This window comes from Pseudomonas sp. PVC-5-1, from assembly GCF_057444345.1.
Genome location: NZ_CM172024.1, coordinates 196463 through 214564 on the forward strand (window position 1 = coordinate 196463; position 18102 = coordinate 214564).

Genomic DNA, 18102 nt, shown 5'->3' on the forward strand with positions numbered 1-18102 from the left:
TTAGATCTGCAGTCCATTTCTTCAGACGTTTCCTACCGCATGGTTGGAAATTTCCTTAGCGATTCAGCGACTTGTCCTTACTGTCGCGCCTTGAAACAAAGCGCTTCTTTCCTCTACCGTTTCAAGCATCTTCATTATCCCGGGACCTTCACCGCCCATGCTGCCGGCCCGTTTGCGCACCTTTTTCCTACCTGCCTGCCTTGCTGCACTGGCGGTACTGGCTGCGTCCTTCCACCTGGAAAGCGTCCTCGGGCTGGTGCCCTGCCCGTTGTGTTTCAGCCAGCGGTTGCTGCTTGGAGTGTACGCAATGCTGTGCCTGGCGGCAGTGCTGCAGGTACCGGGTACGGCGGGCATTCGTTGTTATGCGCGGGCGACGCTGGGCTGTTCGCTGGCCGGGGCGTTGCTGGCAGCGCGACATGTATGGTTGCAGGGGGATGACGGGGCCATCGCTGTCTGCCCGGTGCCGCTCGGGCGGCTGATCGAGCAATCCTGGGGCGAGGCAGCCCGGCAATTATTGTTCGGCGGCCCGGATTGCAACTCGCTGACCTGGAGCTTCCTCGACCTGACCCTGCCCGAGTGGAGCCTGTTGGCGTTCCTGCTGCTGGCAATGCTGCCCTTGAGTTGCCTGCTGGCGTATCGTTTCCGCACCCTGGCGAGAACATGACTTGGCGCAAGGTTGCACCATTGGCACGACCAATGGCCGTGTAACTGGGTATTAAACACTTGTATGAACTTTGTCCGCTGCGTACCTTGAAGGGCAGCACGCGCGGGAATAATCTCCCAGCACGCATACCGAAAACACAACTGCTCGATGCCGCCTGCTGATGTCACCTTTGTGCTGCACGGTCGTGGTGCGAGGTGCAGCGGCATCTACCCAGAAGGGAAGAGATTGCCATGCTCGATAGTTGTCAGAACGCTCAGGAACGCTGGGGTGGGGTTCACAAACTGATCGACCGCTGGCTGGAGGAGCGCCAGGAACTGGTGCAGGCTTTCCGCGCGCTGCGCGATGCCAAGCCGGCCTTCGCCGACAAGGACACGAACGGGGACTTTTGCGCGCTCCTCGTTGACTACGTTTCGGCGTGGCATTTCGAAGTCTGCGAGCAGTTGGTCAGTGAGGCCAAGGCCTTCGGCGACGAGAAGGCGCTGAAGCTGGCCGAAGATATCAACCCACGGATCAACGACAGTACTCAGGTCGCATTGGCCTTCAATGACCATTGCGCCAAGGGTGAGTGCAAGGACACCGAGCGCTTTGCCGAAAAGCTGGGCAAGCTGGGTGGCCTGCTGCACGAGCGCTTCGAACTGGAAGACTGCCTGATCGAAGTGTTGCACAACGCGCACAAGGAAGAAGGCGCATTACCGGCGTGAGTGTTGGCGTCAGTCGCCAACCGCCAGCAGTTCTATCTCGAACACCAGGGGGGTGTAGGGTGCAATCAGGTCGCCCGCACCCTCGGCGCCATACGCTAACGCCGACGGGATCACCAGGCGCCATTTGGCGCCAGCGTGCATCTTTGGCAAGGTCACCTGCCACCCTTCGATGACTGAGTCCAGGCTGAACCATTGGGGCGTCTGGTTCTGGTCGAACACCGAGCCGTCTGGCAGCCTGCCCACATAGCGCACCTGCACCTTGCCACCGGCTTTGGGCTGCGCGCCCGTGCCTGCTTGCAGTTCGCTGTAGAGCACACCCTCCGGTAGTTCGTGCACGCCATAACGACCACGCTCGTTGGCCATGAAGCGTGTTTCGGCAGCTTGCAGCTTCTGCATGGCGGCATCGCCTTCCTGTGCTTCCTGCTGCTGGAGCAAAGCCTGCATGCGTGCCTTGTCGAGTTTCAGCGGTTGCCCCTGGTAGGACTGGCGCAGGCCTTCTACCAGCGCATCCAACTGCAGGCGCGGCATATCCTGGCGCAGCCGCTCACCCAGGCTGGCGCCGATGCTGTAGGCGAGGTCATGTTCTTCGCTGTCGGCCAGGGCGATGGGTGCCAGCAGGCATAAACCTAAAAGAAGATATCGAGGCATGGTCAGTTCCTGCGCCAATGAGCGGGGAAGTATGCCAGTGTTCCGTTTTGTATTGTGTGCTCGCGGTCCCTGTAGGAGCGGCCTTGTGTCGCGACAGGGCTGCAAAGCAGCCCCGGCGATATCTGCGGTGGTGCTGAAATCAAGGGGCTGCTCCGCAGCCCATCGCGACACAAGGCCGCTCCTACAGGAGTGCTGTGCAATACAGATAACTGCCAAATATCAGCAATGATTTATTCAGCAACTACACTTGCTCGGAGCTGCAAGATAACAACTTTGCCCAGGCATGCAACGCGGCGTAAACAATACTGTCAACATGCCCTAGCGGCGGTAGCAGCAGAAGCATAGTATGAGCCGCAATCTCGTCAGCCAGGAGGTAAACCATGTCGGCTAAAAAGAAGCCAGTAAGCACGCCGTTACACCTGCTCCAGCAACTTTCGGGCAGCTTGCTCGAACACTTGGAAGATGCCTGCTCGCAAGCGCTGGCTGATGCGGAAAAACTGCTGGCCAAGTTGGAAAAGCAGCGTGGCAAGGCCCAGGAAAAACTGCACAACGGTCGCCTGAAACTGCAAGACGCGGCCAAGGCAGGTAAAGCCAAGGCGCAGACCAAGGCGCAAAAAGTCATTGGCGAACTTGAAGAACTGCTCGACTCCCTCAAGGAACGTCAAACCCAGACTCGTTCTTATATTCAGCAACTCAAGCGCGATGCCCAGGACAGCCTCAAGCTGGCCCAAGGTGTAGGCAAGGTTCGCGAAGCTGCAGCCAAGGCGCTTGACCAGCGTGCTGCCAAGACCTCCAAACCGGCAGCCGCCAAACCCGTCACCAAGGCTGCTGCTGCCAAACCTGCAGCCAAGCCGGCCGCCAAGGCCACTGCTGCTGCCAAACCTGCGGCCAAGCCAGCCGCCAAGGCCACTGCTGCTGCCAAACCTGCGGCCAAGCCAGCCGCCAAGGCCGCTGCTGCTGCCAAGCCTGCAGCCAAACCAGCTGCCAAAGCCACTGCTGCTGCCAAGCCTGCAGCGAAGCCAGCCGCCAAGGCCACTGCTGCTGCCAAGCCTGCAGCGAAGCCAGCCGCCAAGGCCACTGCTGCTGCCAAACCTGCAGCCAAGCCAACTGCCAAGGCTACTGCTGCTGCCAAACCTGCGGCCAAGCCAGCCGCCAAGGCCACTGCTGCTGCCAAACCTGCAGCCAAGCCAGCAGCCAAAGCCACCGCAGCCGCTAAACCTGCAGCCAAGCCAGCGGCGGCCAAAACGCCAGCCAAAGCCGCTGCTGCCAAGCCGGCCGCGAAACCAGCTGCCGCCAAGGCCCCAGCACGTACGGCCGCCAAACCCGCCGCCAAGCCAGCAGCTGCCAAGCCTGTTGCCAGCAAGCCAGCCGAAGCCAAACCGGCTACGCCAGCCGCCAGCACTCCGGCCGCCGCGACCAACTCGGCCACCCCGGCAGCTTCGGTAGCGCCATCGGCACCTGCCAGCACCCCGGCTCAGGCACCGTCTTCGGCGTCCTGAAGCGCTGCCGCCGCGACGCGCAATCCAACCAGCGCGTCGTGGTGGCGGGCCTGGTCCGGCGCCAGCCGGGCCAGCCAGTCGTCCATGGGCTCATGGGCGCTTGCCGGCCATTTTCGCGAACGCTCCTGCAAGCGTTCCAGCAAGGCTTTCTCGGCCTGTAATTCCAACCCTTTCACCTGCTCACGCAACGCCGCCAGCTGCGCATCACTTTGCGCTGCTGCTCGCCACTGTTGGCGCAAGCTACGTAATGGGTTGACCACTTCGCGCTGCCAGGGCTCGGTAACCTCGCGCAATGCCTGTACGCGTTCGTCCCGCACGGCCACGCCACGCGCCTGCAGCCAGGTTGCGCACAGCAGCAGACAGACATCGCCACCCAGCGCCTGCAGTTCAAGGCAGGCGGCTTCCACGCCGGGCCTGGCGTACAGGGCCAGGGCGTGATTCCACAGGTCGGTGTGCATGGTTCCACTCGCGCTATGGGCCGAGGAAGCTGGTAGACTCCGCGACCATCATGATCAGACTATCCAACCTCACTTTACAGCGTGGTCCGCAGCGCTTGCTAGAAGGCGCCGAGATGACCCTGCACACCGGTCACAAGGCCGGCCTGATCGGCGCCAACGGCGCCGGAAAATCCAGCCTGTTCGCCTTGCTGCGCGGTGAGCTGTCGCCCGATGCCGGCGATTGCCAGCTGCCCGGTGACTGGCGCATCGCCCACATGCGCCAGGAGGTCGATACCCTCGATCGCCTGGCCGTGGACTATGTGCTCGACGGTGACGTGCGCCTGCGCAAGGTCCAGGCCGAACTCGCTGCGGCCGAGCAGGCCCACGACGGTACCGCCCTGGCGCGCCTGCATATTGAGCTGGATAGCGCCGACGGCTATACCGCCGACGCCCGCGCACGCAAGTTGCTGGCCGGCCTTGGTTTCACCAACGAACAGATGGACCGCCGCGTCGGCGACTTCTCCGGTGGCTGGCGGATGCGCCTGAACCTGGCCCAGGCCCTGATGTGCCCCTCCGACCTGCTGCTGCTCGACGAGCCCACCAACCACCTGGACCTGGACGCTATCCTGTGGCTGGAGGACTGGCTCAAGGGCTACCCCGGCACGTTGTTGCTGATCTCCCACGACCGCGACTTCCTCGATGCCGTGGTCGACCATGTGCTGCACGTCGAGCAGCGCAAGCTGAACCTGTACAAGGGCGGCTACACCGCCTTCGAGCGCACCCGGGCCGAGCGCCTGGCGCAACAGCAGCAGGCCTACGAGAAACAGCAGGCCCAGCGTGCGCACATGGAAAAGTACATTGCCCGCTTCAAGGCCCAGGCCACCAAGGCCCGCCAGGCACAGAGCCGGATCAAGGCCCTGGAGCGCATGGAGGAGCTATCGGCGGCGCATGTCGATTCGCCGTTCGACTTCGTTTTCCGCGAGTCGCAGAAAATCTCCAGCCCGCTGCTGAGCCTGTCCGAAGGCCGCCTGGGCTACGGTGACAAGGCGATCCTCGACAAGGTCAAGCTGCAGCTCACCCCCGGTGCGCGCATTGGCCTGCTCGGCCCCAACGGCGCTGGCAAGTCGACCCTGATCAAGAACCTCGCTGGCGAGCTCGAGCCACTATCGGGCCGCCTGGTGCGGGGTGAGAACCTGGCCGTGGGCTACTTCGCCCAGCACCAGCTGGATTCGCTGGACGACAAGGCCAGCCCGCTGCTGCACCTGCAGCGCATTGCCCCCACCGAGCGTGAGCAGACCCTGCGCGACTTCCTGGGCGGCTTCGACTTCCATGGCGATCGCGTCGACGAGCCGGTGGTGAACTTCTCCGGTGGTGAGAAGGCCCGCCTGGCGTTGGCCCTGATCGCCTGGGAGCGACCGAACCTGCTGCTGCTCGACGAACCGACCAACCACCTCGACTTGGAAATGCGCCTGGCGCTGACCATGGCCCTGCAGGAGTTTGCCGGTGCCGTGGTGGTGGTGTCGCACGACCGTCACCTGCTCAAGAGCACCACCGACGACTTCCTGCTGGTGGCCGACGGCAAGGTCGACATCTTCGATGGTGACCTGGACGACTACAGCCGCTGGCTGGTCGAGTACCGCCAGCGCAGCGCGCCGGCCAGTACCACCCCGGTCAACCCGGACAAGACCGACAAGAAGGCCCAACGCCAGGCTGCCGCAGCCTTGCGTCAGCAACTGGCCCCGCACAAGAAGGCTGCCGACAAGCTGGAAGCCGACCTCAACCAGGTGCACGCGCAACTGGCCGAGATCGAGACCGCGCTGGGTGATGGTGGCCTCTACGACGCGTCGCGCAAGGACGAGTTGCGTGACCTGCTGGCGCGCCAGACCAAGCTGAAGCAGCGCGAAGGCGAACTGGAAGAGGCCTGGATGGAAGCGCTGGAAACCCTCGAAAGCATGCAGGCCGAGCTCGAGGCGCTGTCCTGATGGAGGAACTGCGTTCGCTGCTGCCAGGGCAATGGATGGACACCTTCTGGCTGGGCTTGCAGATACTGTTGATCCTGGTAGCGGCCTTCGTCCTGCAGCGCATCGTTGCACGCGGGCTGAGCCGCCTGAGCCAGCGTTACCCGTTGCCGCCGGAGCTGCTGGTGCCGGTGCGTGGTGGCCTGCGCTGGCTGATCATGGGCAGCGCGTTGCTGTTCGTACTGGAGCGCCTGGGTGTATCGGCGACGGTACTGTGGACAGCACTGTCCGGCTTCGTCGCGGTGGCAGCAGTGGCTTTCTTCGCCATGTGGAGCGTGCTGTCCAACCTGCTGTGCGCGGTGCTGATCTTCACCGTCGGGCCGTTTCGTATTGGTGATGTGGTCGAACTGGTTGACACCCTCGACAAGCCGGGCGTCAAGGGCCGGGTGATTGCCATCAACCTGCTGTTCACCACGCTGATGGAAATGCCCGAGGCGGGCGGGGCGCTGGTGCAGGTGCCCAATAGCCAGTTCTTCCAGAAGTCAGTACGGCGCTGGCGCGGGGCTGAGGTGCAGACGATGCACAAAGAGGCGCCCGCCGAAGCGGACTGATTAATCCTGTACCGTCCTCTTCGCAGCACAAGGCTGCTCCTACAGCGACCGCGTGACTCTGTAGGAGCAGCCTTGTGCTGCGAAGAGGACGGTACAGGTAGAACAAATCCTGCAAAATTTACTGGTTATTTTTTCACCAACACCTTAGCTTAACGTTTTGCAACATATGTCCGAGCGAGGTGTGTGATGTCGATGGAAGTGTGGTTGGGCTTCTTTGCCGCCTGTTGGGTGATCAGCCTTTCACCCGGCGCCGGGGCGATTGCCTCGATGTCCAGTGGCCTGCAATACGGTTTCTGGCGTGGTTACTGGAACGCCCTGGGCCTGCAACTGGGCCTGATCCTGCAGATCGCCATCATCGCCGCCGGCGTCGGTGCTGTTCTGGCTGCCTCGGCCACGGCGTTCCAGATAATCAAATGGTTCGGTGTCGCCTACCTTGTCTACCTGGCCTACAAACAGTGGCGTGCGCTGCCCTTGGACATGAGCGATGAATCCGCCGTGCGTCCGATCGGCAAACCGCTGAGCCTGGTGTTCCGTGGTTTCCTGGTCAACGTCAGCAACCCCAAGGCGCTGGTGTTCATGCTGGCGGTGCTGCCGCAGTTCATCAATCCGCATGAACCGCTGTTGCCCCAGTATGTGGCGATCACCGTGACCATGGTCGCCGTGGATATGCTGGTGATGGCGGGGTATACCGGGTTGGCTGCGCGGGTGTTGCGCCTGCTGCGTACGCCCAAACAGCAGAAGCGTTTGAACCGGACTTTCGCCGGGTTGTTCATTGGCGCGGCTACCTTCCTGGCGACTTTGCGTCGCGCGCCAGTCTGACAGACCGTATGTAGCCCATTCGCGGGCAAGCCCGCGAATGGGCCACCTCTATTTCTGCTTGTCCACCAACCCCTTGAGCAAATCCACCGGCAGCGGAAAGACGATGGTCGAGCTCTTGTCCCCGGCAATCGTCCCCAGCGTCTGCATGTAGCGCAACTGCATCGCCCCTGGCTCCTTGCTCAGCATCTGCGCCGCCTGCATCAACTTCTCCGAAGCCTGCAACTCACCTTCGGCATGGATCACCTTGGCCCGACGTTCACGCTCGGCCTCGGCCTGGCGGGCAATGGCGCGCACCATCGATTCGTTGAGATCGACGTGCTTGATCTCGACGTTGGCCACCTTGATACCCCAGGCATCGGTCTGTGCATCAAGCACCTGACGAATGTCCGAGTTCAGTTGCTCGCGTTCGGCCAACAGTTCATCCAGTTCGTGCTTGCCGAGCACCGCGCGCAGCGTGGTCTGGGCCAGCTGGCTGGTCGCCACGAGGAAATCCTCGACCTGGATGATCGCCTTCTGCGGGTCGAGCACTCGGAAGTAGAGCACGGCGTTGACCTTGACCGAGACGTTGTCGCGGGTGATCACATCCTGAGGTGGTACATCCAGCACCACGGTGCGCAGGTCCACCCGCACCATTTGCTGGATTATCGGGATCAGCAGGATCAGCCCCGGCCCCTTCACCTGCCAGAAGCGCCCCAGTTGGAACACCACGCCGCGCTCGTATTCGCGCAGGATGCGGAACGCCGACAGCAACAGCATCGCCAGCACGATCAGCACCGCGCCGAAGCCCAATTGCATGAACATGGTCATTCTCCTTGCGCCGCGGGCGCGGCGGCGCTCACTTCCAGCATGACGCCATGGCGCGCGGTCACCCGCACGTTCTGGCCCGCTTGCAGTGGCGTTGCACACTGCGCTTGCCATTGCTCGCCCTGGGCCAGCACAAAGCCACAGAACGGGTTGCCCGCCATCACCTGTGTGACGGTGACCAGGCTGCCGACCAGGCCGGCGTCACCGCTGACCAGCGCCCGTCGGCGGGCCTTGAGCGCCATGCCCAGCACACCGCCGATCAGCAGCGCCGAGAGCACCGCCAGGATGCCGATCAGGGCCAGCGGGATACCGAAGCCAGGGGCATCGGTGTCGATCAGGATCAGCGCGCCGACCACGAAGGCGACAATGCCGCCAAAGCCGACCACGCCGAAACTGGGCAGGAAGGCTTCGGCGATCATGAAGGCGATGCCGAGCAATATCAGCGCCACCCCGGCGAAGCTCACCGGCAACAGCTGCAGGGCATATAGCGCCAGCAGCAGGCATATACCGCCTACCACGCCGCCGACCGTCGAGCCGGGGTTCATGAATTCGAACAGCAGGCCGTACACACCGATCATGATCAGAATCAGCGCCACGCTGGGGTTGGTGATGACCGCCAACACCCGTGTGCGCCAGTCCGGCAGGTGCTCGACCAGGTTGGCGCCGGCGGTCTGCAGTTGCAGGGGCTGGCCAGCGACAGTGAGCGTTTTGCCATCGAGCTTGTGTAGCAGGTCACGCAGGTCATCGGCCATCAGGTCGATAACGTCAAGCCTCAAGGCCTCGCTGGCGGACAGGCTGACCGCCTCGCGCACGGCCTTCTCCGCCCAGTCGGCATTGCGGCCGCGCAGCTGCGCCAGGCCACGGATGTAGGCCGCCGCATCGTTGACCTGCTTGCGCGCGAGGGTATCGTCATCGCTGCCTTTGGCCTTGTCATCCTTGGGCGTGCCTGGCGGAGCACCGACCTGCACGGGGGTTGCGGCCCCCAGGTTGGTACCGGGCGCCATGGCCGCGACATGGCTGGCATAGAGGATATAAGTGCCGGCGCTGGCGGCGCGGGCTCCGCTGGGGGCGACGAAGGTTGCGACCGGCACTGGGCTGGCGAGAATCGCCTTGATCATCTGGCGCATGGCGCTGTCCAGCCCGCCCGGGGTGTCCATGCGGATAACCACCAGTTGTGCACCCTGTGCCTTGGCCTGGTCGAGGCTGCGCACCAGGTAGTCTGCGCTGGCAGGGCCGATGGCGTCATCGACACCCAGCACCCAGACTGCACCAGGCGCTGCCTGACCGCCTGGCGTAATGCCAAGCAGCAACACCAGCAACAGCCAGCGCCAGCAGCGGGCGATCACCTGTCGTCACCTCGTTTGCCTCTATTGCACAAGTTTAGCCCTGCCTGCTGGTACCCGGCCTAAAATTGGAAATTGGGGGGCGAAACCGGAGGTGCATCATGCGTATGGCAAAGACCCTGCAGGATCGCCTGGACAAGGCCAACTGCGATTACGACATCATTCCCCATCCACATTCGGCCACCAGCCTGGAGTCGGCCCGTACGGCCGGCGTGCCCGCCGAGCGGGTCGCCAAGTCGGTGATGCTCGATGACCGTCATGGCAACTACATCATGGCCGTTCTACCGGCCAACCGGCATCTGGACATGACCAAGGTGCGCATGTCCGGGGCCTGGCAACTAACCCGTGAAAGCGGCCTGCCGAGCCTGTTCGGCGACTGCGAGCGCGGTGCCGTACCGGCCCTTGGCGATGCCTACCAGATAAAAATGCTGGTCGACCCGAGCTTGACCCGCCAGGGCGATGTCTACCTGGAAGCGGGTGACCACGATCACCTGATCCACATGAGCATGGAGCAGTACATGAAACTGGTGCCGCACGCCGAAGTGCGCGAGCTGTGCTGATGTTTTCACACCAATGCCGGGCGGGCGTCGTGGACGGCTTGCCTGGCTCTCAGGAGGAACCATGGAAGCGCCGATTCATCCCTTTGCCGAGCTGTTCAAACAACTGGGCCTGCCTGACGATGCGGTGAGCATCGATCAGTTCATCGCCAGCCACTCGCCACTGAAGAACGACATCAAGTTGGTGGATGCGCCGTTCTGGACCGCTTCCCAGCGCGAGTTTCTCAACGACAGCATCAATGAGGATGCCGACTGGGCGGAGCCATTCGATCAACTCAACGAAGCGTTGCGCCGCCCTCGAAAATAAAGCGCCGAGTGGCACCTGACGAGTGATTGGCCGTTGCTATGCTCAGGAAAACAACAAGGGGATAGCGCGATGAAAGATCCCTACGCACCGGGTTTCTGGTGCTCCGTGACGATCCTGGGCACCCTGACGGCCAGTTACTTCTATGGCATCAGGCATTCGCAACAGATGAACCAGGCGGTGCATTTCCTGTATGCCGCTGCCGCTGTCACTGTGGCGGTTGCACTGGTGGCGCTGGCCTGGATCGCCTGGCAGCAACTGCACCTGAACAAGCGCGAAGTGGTGCAGGGGCGAACGTTGCTGACCATCTGGAACACCAAAGTTGCGCTGCGCCGCGTCGAGACGGTGTTCGACCGCTACTTCTGGGGCAGCTACTGGCATTCGGGGCGCACCTTCGAAGAGGTCATGGGCGAGCTCAAGGGCACGCCGCTGGAGCAGAGCCTGGATGCCCTGAAACGCCAGTGCCGCTTGCTCGACCGCGAAATTCATGACCACCACCACCACTGGCTGGCCAATGCCCGCGACCTGTCCAGCGTGGCCCAGGCCATGGCCCGTGAACGCTACCAGCTGGATCTGGGCGAACCAACCCGCAGCGGCAATGGCAACACTGCCGTGCTCAATCGGGATCTGGAAGTGCTGGTGTACACCTGGTCGGCGCGCCTGCGCAGCTTCGACCATCAGCTGGACGAACTGGAGCGCGCCTACCATTGAGGCGCTTCATTCACCGCGGATGTATTGCTCCAGTTGCAGGATCAGGCTGGCCTGTTCGGCGATGGTTTCCTTGACCAGGTCGCCGATCGACAGCAGGCCGAGCAGCTGGCCATTGTCGACCACCGGCAGGTGGCGCAGGTGGCGGTCGGTCATCAGGTTCATGCAGTAGTCGAGCTTCTGCTTCGGTTCCACGGTGACCACCGGCGCACTCATGATCTCGCGCACAGGGGTGGCGGCGGACGAGCGGCCCTTGAGTACCAGCTTGCGCGCATAGTCCCGTTCACTGACGATACCCACCACCTGGTTGGCCTCGACCACCGGGAGTGCACCGACGTTTTTTTCCGCCAGCATTTTCAGTGCGTCGAGTACCGAGTCATCCGGGCCGATGGTGTACACGGTCTGATGCTGGGACTTGGTCTTGAGGATTTGTTCGACGGTCTTCATACGGGCCTCTGCTGGGGAAAAAGCGATGTCTCGGAGTAAATAAAGCATCCGGCACGGCGCTCTGCACGGCAATGCAGGAAACGGCATCGAGTCGATTGAAAAACGTCATGAGTTGTCGCCTGTGCCGGCCTCTTCGCGGCTAAAGCCGCTCCCTCAGGGTGGGAGCAACTGTCTTGTGTTGCCTGTACTGGCCTCATCGCCGGCAAGCCAGCTCCCACAGGGATAGCACCTGGCTCGAGGCCGATGCGGTCGAGGTGGGAGCGGCTTTAGCCGCGAAGACGCCGGTAGAGTTGGCTCAGAGCTTCGGCATCTGCCCGATCCGCGCCACCATCTCACTCACCACCTGCAAGTCCAGCATGAACTGCTCCACGGTCTTGAACTCGTTGTCGTTGTGCCCGGTGTACTTCACATCCGGCATGGCCAGGCCGAACTGCACGCCGTTAGGCAGGTCGTGTACCGAGGTAGCACCCGCCGAGGTGCCGAACTCGTGCTTCATGCCCAGGTTCTCGGTGGCAACGTCCAGCAAGGCCTTGACCCATTCGCCTTCGGGGTTGCGGTACATCGGCTCGTCCAGGCTGTAGTCGAAGGCCACCGAGGTATGGCTCTGCCGGGTCCATTTGCCCAGCTTGTCAGCCAGTTCGTCCTTGATCTTGGCAATGGGCTTGCCCTTCGGAATGCGCAGGTTCACCGCCAGTTTCAGGCCTTTTTCATCCACCCCGACAAAGGTCAGCGAGGCGGTCAGAGGGCCCATGAACGAATCCTTGAAGGCCACGCCGAGCTTGTTGCCCAGGTAGTCCAGGCCCCAGTTGTCGGCGGCATAGCGGGCGGCATCGGTGAAGTGGTTGTGCTTGAGCGGCACATCCTTGCCCAGGCCGTTGATGAAACCAAGCATGCGCGCCACCGGGTTGACCCCGGACTCCGGCTCCGAAGAGTGGGCGGAAACGCCGGTCACGGTGAGCAACACCTGCTTGCCATCGGCCTTGGCAGCGATGCTGAAGTCGCCGCCATTGCGCTTCACGTAATCGGCGCCGGCTTTTTCCAGCTGGCTGGCCAGCTTCGCCGGGTTGTCGGTGACCAGGGTCGCGACCGAGGTTGTCGGGATCTGGTTGGTGGCCAGGCCGCCGGTCAGGTTGACGATCTCGGCACCCTTGCCACTGGCCTGGCGCTTGCTGAAGCTGGCCATGATCGTGCCGTAGCCTTTCTCGGCGATGACCACCGGGTAGCCGCCATCGAGGGCCAGGTTGTAGTCGGGCGTGGGGTTGCGCTCGAAGTAGTAGGGGATGGCATCACCGCTGGTTTCTTCAGTGGTGTCGATCAGCAGCTTGAACTGGCGGGCCAGCTGCAGGTTTTCGTCCTTGGCCACTTTCAGCGCGTACATCGCCACGACAATGCCGTTCTTGTCGTCTTCGGTGCCGCGGCCGTACATGCGGTCACCGACCAGGGTGACCTTGAACGGGTCCAGGCGCGTGCCATCGGCCAGCTTCCAGTTGTCCGGGTTGACCGGCACCACGTCGGCGTGGGCATGGATGCCGACCACTTCCTTACCGCTGCCCAGCGAAATCTCGTACACCCGGTTGTCGATATTGCGGAAAGCCAGGCCGAAGCTGTCGGCCAGGGCCTTGATCTTTTCGGCGATCCTGAGGAACTCGGGGTTCTCGTGCTGCGGCGTGCCTTCGACGTTGAAGGTGGGGATGGCCACCAGTTCACGCAGGGTTTCGCTGGCAGCCTTGCCGTACTTGATGCGGGTATACAGGCCGAGCAGGCGGTTGATCTCGTTCTGCTGCTCGGCGGCCAATGGCTTGCCGGCCAGGTAAGCATCCAGGGTTGCCGCGAGGTTGTCGGCCTTGGCCAGGTCGCTGCCTTTGAGCTTGCCGAGGAACTGCTTGAAGTCGCTTGGGTCGCTGCCGTCGAAGGCTTTGACGATGGCCGCGGACTGCTGCTGGGTAAGGTTGGCCTGTGCCGGTTGGGTGAACAGGCCGATGCTGGCCAGCAGCAGGGTGGTGGCGGTAAGTTTTTTCAGGTGCATGGTTGTGCGCATTCCTTCGCCAATCATTGTTGTGGGTTACCCGTCGGGAAACGGGAAGACGCCCACGCTAACACCAATGACCCGTGGCACGGGAGTGCCAGAAACGCGACATGTCGCACAAACGAAAAAGCCCCGGGCGCGTTGCCGGGGCCTTTCCAGTGCTTCCAACGGTGATTACAGCCCGTTGGGCAGGAACCTCGTGGCACCGCTGACATCGTCGATCTTCTTGATGCGGAAGGCCTTGATACAGGTTTCGTTGCGGGTATTGCTGTCCGGGCAGTATTGCTGGACGAAGTCGTTGAAGGCCATGTCCTGGCCATTCACGCTGAGGACGCGCTTGAAGTACTCGCCCTGGATGCCCTGCGCCTGACGCGATGCGGTCATTTCCTGGTCTACGACCAGGCGACCGTGCAGGTCGACGGTGGGGAACTTGGCTTCTTCCTGCAGGCAGCCGCTCAGCAGCAGGCCGGCCGTGGCCAGCATGATCAGACGTAGCATGATGTTGTCTCTGCAACGGGCGGTCACGGCCTGCGGGCCGGGACCGCACCTGGATGGTTACTCGCCGAACAGGCTACCGGCGCGTTTCACTTCCGCCTTGCCGGCGTCTTCGAGCAGTGACTTGGCGCCCGAGGTGACGTTGCGTGCGGAGTCTGCATTGGACTGGATCACGTCGGTGCGTGCAGCGCTGTCGCGCAGTTCGGCATCGATGTAGTCGTTGGCGCGGGCGACCTTTGCCTTTTTCGCTTGCAGGGCCAGGCGACGCTCTTCCAGCTCCAGCGCACGCAGGTCGTCCTCGTAGGCTTCTTCGCGGGTCTGCACGCGCTTGCGCTCGGCTGCTTGCGCCTGCTGTTTCTCGGCGGCACGCTGCGCGGAGGCACGTTGGGCCGCTGCGCGCTGCTGGCGGGCAGCAGCTTCGCGAGCTTCGGCGCGCTGCTCGGCGGCGGCGGCCTGGCGCAGGCGTTCGGTTTCCAGGGCGGCTTCGGATTGCTTGGTCTGCTGTTCGATCTGGTAGAGCTGATCGAACTGGCCTGCCATGGCAGTGGCGGCAGACAGTGCGAGGGCGGTGCCCAGAACAATGTGCTTCATGTGCTCAGGCCTCAGCTCTTTTTCGGATCTGGGCAGGTCGCATTTGGCTGGATGCGGGTTTCGTTGGAGATGGTCATGACCATCAGGGAGATGCCCCCCACTTCGAAATCGCACGGGCGGCCAACCTGGGCGGAGGTGTAGATCTTGCCGTTTTCCGAGTAGCCGATCAGCACGCCAGGCACCAGCGAGGTATCGCTGACCAGGGAACCGGCCAGGGCGCCGGCGCCACCGCCTGCCACGCCGCCGATGATCGCTGTGTCCTTGTTGTGGCCTGCACCCAGCGCCGCGCCACCCAGCGCACCCAGTACACCACCCACCATCATTGCGGCTTTCTGGTTCTTCTCGTTGCTGACCTTGATCTTGGTCGGCGAGACCGTGATGATTTTCACGGTCTTGGCTTCCTGCTGGGTGTTTACCTGGCTGGCATCGAACACATCGGATTGGTATTGCTCACCGGTCGCCTGGCAACCCACGAGGGTGGCGGCGATGGTCAAGGCCAGACAGTGTTTCAGCATTTTCATTCCTGATTCCCTGGAGGGTATGGTTAACCTTGCGACGATCCATCTGAAGGATGAGGCATAATGCCACTATTCTAGGCAGATGGATCCAACCAGGTAAAGCCATCAGGACTAAAGCCAGCTTCAGTAAGCGCCAAACGAAATAACGCGAGCAGGCCGACACTGTCTTGCAGAAACGACAAAGCCCGCGCAAGGCGGGCTTTGTGAGGGGTATGGCGCACTCGGCGGGATTCGAACCCACGACCCCTGCCTTCGGAGGGCAGTACTCTATCCAGCTGAGCTACGAGTGCAACGCGCACGCATGATACCCATCTGATCCGATGGCGTCCATCGCCTTGATCTGTAGCTGTTTTTACCTTTCGCCGAGAAGAGGCCGGCAGAAGCAATCACAAACGCATCTATCCATATGCGATATCGATATTTCCACGGCAGTTATTATGCCCTCTATTCTCTGGTCACAACTTGTTATAACAAGTATCCGATCAGCGAAGAGACCCCATGGCCGAACTGCTCCCCCTGTCCCCGGTACCGCTTTACACCCAGCTCAAGGAATTGCTGCGCGAGCGCATCCTCGACGGCACTTATCCATCGCATAGCCGCATGCCCTCGGAAAGCGAACTGGGCAAGGCTTTCGACGTCAGCCGCATCACCGTGCGCCAGGCGCTGGGCGATCTGCAGAAGGAAGGGCTGATTTTCAAGATCCACGGCAAGGGTACCTTCGTAGCCAAGCCCAAGGCTTTCCAGAACGTCAGTACCCTGCAGGGGTTGGGCGAGTCGATGACGCAAATGGGTTACGAGGTGATCAACCGCCTGCGCAGCCTCCGCCATGTGCCAGCCAATGCATTGGTGGCCGCGCGGCTGCAGGTCGAGGAGGGCAGCCTGGTCACCGAGATCCGCCGAGTACGGCTGATCAACCGCGAGCCGGTGTCGCTGGAGCTGACGTGGTTGCCCAAGGCCGTCGGCGAAAAGCTGGAAAAGGCCGACCTTGTCACCCGCGACATTTTCCTGCTCCTGGAAAACGACTGCGGCATTGCCCTTGGCCACGCCGACCTGGCCATCGATGCCGTGCTGGCCGACAGCGACCTGACCCAGGCCCTGGATGTTGAGGAAGGCTCGCCGATCATGCGCATCGAGCGCCTGACCCATGCCGTCGACGGTACGCCACTGGACTTCGAACACCTTTACTACCGCGGCGATGCTTTCCAGTACCGCCTGCGCATCGACCGCCAGAAGGGGAGCAAGGCATGAGCATCCAGACCCAGGACTACGACATCATCGTCATCGGTGGCGGTACCGCCGGGCCGATGGCGGCGATCAAGGCCAAGGAGCAGGACAAAAACCTGCGCGTGCTGCTGCTGGACAAAGCCAACGTCAAGCGCAGCGGAGCCATCAGCATGGGCATGGATGGCCTGAACAACGCGATCATCCCAGGCCATGCCACCCCCGAGCAGTACACCAAGGAAATCACCGTGGCCAATGACGGCATCGTCAACCAGGCCACGGTGCATGCCTACGCTACCCACAGCTTTGAAACCATCGAGCAACTCGACCGCTGGGGGGTGAAGTTCGAGAAGGACGAGACCGGCGACTACGCGGTGAAAAAGGTTCACCACATGGGCGCCTACGTGCTGCCCATGCCCGAAGGCCACGACATCAAAAAGGTGCTGTACCGTCAGCTCAAGCGTGCCCGGGTCGAAATCAGCAACCGTATGGTCTGCACTCGTGTGCTTCTCGATGGTGAAGGTGCGGCTGCTGGCGTGCTGGGTTTCGATTGCCGTAGCGGCGAGTTTCGCGTGGTGCGGGCCAAGGCGGTGATCCTTGCCTGCGGCGCGGCCGGGCGCCTGGGCCTGCCGTCGTCGGGCTATCTGATGGGCACCTACGAGAACCCGACCAACGCCGGTGATGGCTACGCCATGGCCTACCACGCAGGTGCCGAACTGGCCAACCTCGAGTGCTTCCAGATCAACCCGCTGATCAAGGACTACAACGGCCCGGCCTGTGCCTACGTCACCGGCCCACTGGGTGGATATACCGCCAACAGCAAGGGTGAGCGCTTTATCGAGTGCGACTACTGGAGCGGCCAGATGATGTGGGAGTTCCATCAGGAACTCGAGGGCGGCAATGGCCCGGTGTTCCTCAAGCTGGATCATTTGGCCGAGGAAACCATCCAGAACATCGAAGAGATCTTGCACAGCAACGAGCGCCCCAGTCGTGGCCAGTTCCACGCCGGGCGTGGCACCGATTATCGCCAGCACATGGTCGAGATGCATATCTCGGAGATCGGTTTCTGCTCTGGGCATTCGGCGTCGGGGGTGTGGGTCAATGAAAAGGCCGAGACCAGCGTCAAAGGGCTGTATGCCGCGGGCGATATGGCAGCGGTGCCGCACAACTACATGCTCGGGGCCTTCACCTATGGCTGGTTTGCCGGTGTGAACGCTGCGCATTACGTGACCGGGCGCGAATTCGCCGAGGTCGATGCCGAACAGGTCGAGCGCGAGCGCGCGCGGGTGTTTGCCCCGCTGCAGCGTCAGCATGGCCTGCCGCCGGCGCAGGTCGAGTACAAGCTCAGACGCATGGTCAACGATTACCTGCAACCGCCGAAGGTGACCAAAAAGATGGAAATCGGCCTGGAGCGCTTTGCAGAGATCGAACGTGACCTCGACCAGATGAAGGCCAGCAACCCTCATGAACTGATGCGTGCGATGGAAGTTTCGGTGATTCGCGATTGCGCCGAGATGGCGGCGCGGGCCTCGCTGTTCCGCGAGGAAAGCCGCTGGGGGCTGTACCACCACCGAGTGGACTTCCCCGAGCGCAACGATGGCGAGTGGTTCTGCCATTGCCATCTGAAAAAGGGCGAGAACGGTGAAATGACCAGCTTCAGGAAAGCGGTCGAGCCTTACCTGATTGCGTTGGACGCAGAAGAGCAGACCGCCTACGACCAGCTGCGGGTAAAGGCCGATGCAGCCTAGGCG

The 18102-nt window shown here is 62.3% G+C and carries 20 protein-coding genes and 1 tRNA gene; 11 read left to right on the top strand and 10 right to left on the bottom strand.

Annotated elements, in window-relative coordinates:
* Window positions 1-157: 157 nt before the first annotated feature.
* Both AC2T3R_RS00815 and rsd read left to right on the top strand, forming a co-directional pair.
* Window positions 158-664, top strand: a complete 507-nt coding sequence (locus AC2T3R_RS00815) for a disulfide bond formation protein B (protein WP_486744493.1) — start codon at window positions 158-160, stop codon at window positions 662-664.
* Window positions 665-894: 230 nt separating this feature from the next.
* Entirely contained in the window at window positions 895-1365 is a 471-nt protein-coding gene (rsd, locus tag AC2T3R_RS00820) for a sigma D regulator (protein ID WP_486744494.1), read from the top strand.
* A gap of 9 nt (window positions 1366-1374) precedes the next feature.
* Here rsd and AC2T3R_RS00825 read toward each other — a convergent pair whose 3' ends face one another.
* A complete protein-coding gene (locus AC2T3R_RS00825) occupies window positions 1375-2013 on the bottom strand; it encodes an FKBP-type peptidyl-prolyl cis-trans isomerase (RefSeq protein ID WP_486744495.1) in 639 nt (212 codons plus the stop codon).
* 380 nt (window positions 2014-2393) lie between these two features.
* Here AC2T3R_RS00825 and AC2T3R_RS00830 point away from each other — a divergent pair, with 380 nt between their 5' ends.
* Window positions 2394-3512, top strand: a complete 1119-nt coding sequence (locus AC2T3R_RS00830) for an AlgP family protein (protein WP_486744496.1) — start codon at window positions 2394-2396, stop codon at window positions 3510-3512.
* Here the strand turns inward: AC2T3R_RS00830 and AC2T3R_RS00835 are convergent.
* Window positions 3488-3970, bottom strand: a complete 483-nt coding sequence (locus AC2T3R_RS00835) for a TIGR02444 family protein (RefSeq protein ID WP_410953477.1) — start codon at window positions 3968-3970, stop codon at window positions 3488-3490. The genes AC2T3R_RS00830 and AC2T3R_RS00835 overlap by 25 nt on opposite strands.
* Before the next feature lie 50 nt (window positions 3971-4020).
* Between AC2T3R_RS00835 and abc-f the strand changes: the two genes are divergently transcribed.
* From abc-f to AC2T3R_RS00850, 3 genes are all read left to right on the top strand, one after another.
* On the top strand, window positions 4021-5931 hold the full coding sequence (abc-f, locus tag AC2T3R_RS00840) for a ribosomal protection-like ABC-F family protein (RefSeq protein ID WP_410953476.1): 1911 nt from the start codon (window positions 4021-4023) through the stop codon (window positions 5929-5931).
* Complete coding sequence (locus AC2T3R_RS00845; RefSeq protein ID WP_486744497.1) at window positions 5931-6518, top strand: mechanosensitive ion channel domain-containing protein; 588 nt, start codon at window positions 5931-5933, stop codon at window positions 6516-6518. Before abc-f ends, AC2T3R_RS00845 begins: the two co-directional genes overlap by 1 nt.
* Window positions 6519-6704: 186 nt before the next feature.
* The gene (locus AC2T3R_RS00850; RefSeq protein WP_015268551.1) at window positions 6705-7337 is read left to right on the top strand and encodes a LysE family transporter; all 633 of its coding nucleotides are present in this window, start codon (window positions 6705-6707) and stop codon (window positions 7335-7337) included.
* A gap of 48 nt (window positions 7338-7385) precedes the next feature.
* On the opposite strand, the gene AC2T3R_RS00855 is transcribed toward AC2T3R_RS00850, so the two are convergent.
* Together AC2T3R_RS00855 and AC2T3R_RS00860 are read right to left on the bottom strand one after the other, a co-directional pair.
* Window positions 7386-8138, bottom strand: a complete 753-nt coding sequence (locus AC2T3R_RS00855) for a slipin family protein (RefSeq protein WP_486744498.1) — start codon at window positions 8136-8138, stop codon at window positions 7386-7388.
* A gap of 2 nt (window positions 8139-8140) precedes the next feature.
* Complete coding sequence (locus AC2T3R_RS00860) at window positions 8141-9487, bottom strand: NfeD family protein (protein ID WP_015268553.1); 1347 nt, start codon at window positions 9485-9487, stop codon at window positions 8141-8143.
* Window positions 9488-9585: 98 nt separating this feature from the next.
* Here AC2T3R_RS00860 and AC2T3R_RS00865 point away from each other — a divergent pair, with 98 nt between their 5' ends.
* The 3 genes from AC2T3R_RS00865 (at window position 9586) to AC2T3R_RS00875 (ending at window position 11056) form a co-directional block, all read left to right on the top strand.
* On the top strand, window positions 9586-10044 hold the full coding sequence (locus AC2T3R_RS00865) for an aminoacyl-tRNA deacylase (RefSeq protein WP_015268554.1): 459 nt from the start codon (window positions 9586-9588) through the stop codon (window positions 10042-10044).
* 61 nt (window positions 10045-10105) lie between these two features.
* Window positions 10106-10348 carry a DUF2789 domain-containing protein gene (locus AC2T3R_RS00870; protein ID WP_015268555.1) on the top strand — a complete coding sequence of 81 codons (243 nt, stop codon included), beginning with the start codon at window positions 10106-10108 and terminating at the stop codon, window positions 10346-10348.
* A 69-nt stretch (window positions 10349-10417) separates the two neighbouring features.
* A complete protein-coding gene (locus AC2T3R_RS00875) occupies window positions 10418-11056 on the top strand; it encodes an NADH:ubiquinone oxidoreductase subunit N (RefSeq protein ID WP_410953475.1) in 639 nt (212 codons plus the stop codon).
* 6 nt (window positions 11057-11062) lie between these two features.
* On the opposite strand, the gene AC2T3R_RS00880 is transcribed toward AC2T3R_RS00875, so the two are convergent.
* The 6 genes from AC2T3R_RS00880 to AC2T3R_RS00905 form a co-directional block, all read right to left on the bottom strand.
* Window positions 11063-11500, bottom strand: a complete 438-nt coding sequence (locus tag AC2T3R_RS00880) for a CBS domain-containing protein (RefSeq protein ID WP_015268557.1) — start codon at window positions 11498-11500, stop codon at window positions 11063-11065.
* A 295-nt stretch (window positions 11501-11795) separates the two neighbouring features.
* On the bottom strand, window positions 11796-13526 hold the full coding sequence (locus AC2T3R_RS00885) for a dipeptidase (protein WP_486744499.1): 1731 nt from the start codon (window positions 13524-13526) through the stop codon (window positions 11796-11798).
* A gap of 174 nt (window positions 13527-13700) precedes the next feature.
* Window positions 13701-14024 carry a hypothetical protein gene (locus AC2T3R_RS00890; RefSeq protein WP_015268559.1) on the bottom strand — a complete coding sequence of 108 codons (324 nt, stop codon included), beginning with the start codon at window positions 14022-14024 and terminating at the stop codon, window positions 13701-13703.
* 57 nt (window positions 14025-14081) lie between these two features.
* The gene (locus AC2T3R_RS00895) at window positions 14082-14612 is read right to left on the bottom strand and encodes a DUF5384 family protein (protein ID WP_015268560.1); all 531 of its coding nucleotides are present in this window, start codon (window positions 14610-14612) and stop codon (window positions 14082-14084) included.
* A gap of 11 nt (window positions 14613-14623) precedes the next feature.
* Window positions 14624-15127, bottom strand: coding sequence for a hypothetical protein (locus tag AC2T3R_RS00900; protein ID WP_015268561.1), 504 nt, complete (start codon window positions 15125-15127; stop codon window positions 14624-14626).
* Between the two features lie 216 nt (window positions 15128-15343).
* Window positions 15344-15420 (bottom strand) — tRNA-Arg (locus tag AC2T3R_RS00905).
* Window positions 15421-15628: 208 nt separating this feature from the next.
* Between AC2T3R_RS00905 and AC2T3R_RS00910 the strand changes: the two genes are divergently transcribed.
* Together AC2T3R_RS00910 and AC2T3R_RS00915 are read left to right on the top strand one after the other, a co-directional pair.
* Window positions 15629-16378, top strand: a complete 750-nt coding sequence (locus AC2T3R_RS00910) for a GntR family transcriptional regulator (protein WP_486744500.1) — start codon at window positions 15629-15631, stop codon at window positions 16376-16378.
* Window positions 16375-18099, top strand: a complete 1725-nt coding sequence (locus AC2T3R_RS00915; protein WP_486744501.1) for a fumarate reductase/succinate dehydrogenase flavoprotein subunit — start codon at window positions 16375-16377, stop codon at window positions 18097-18099. Before AC2T3R_RS00910 ends, AC2T3R_RS00915 begins: the two co-directional genes overlap by 4 nt.
* Window positions 18100-18102: the final 3 nt, after the last annotated feature.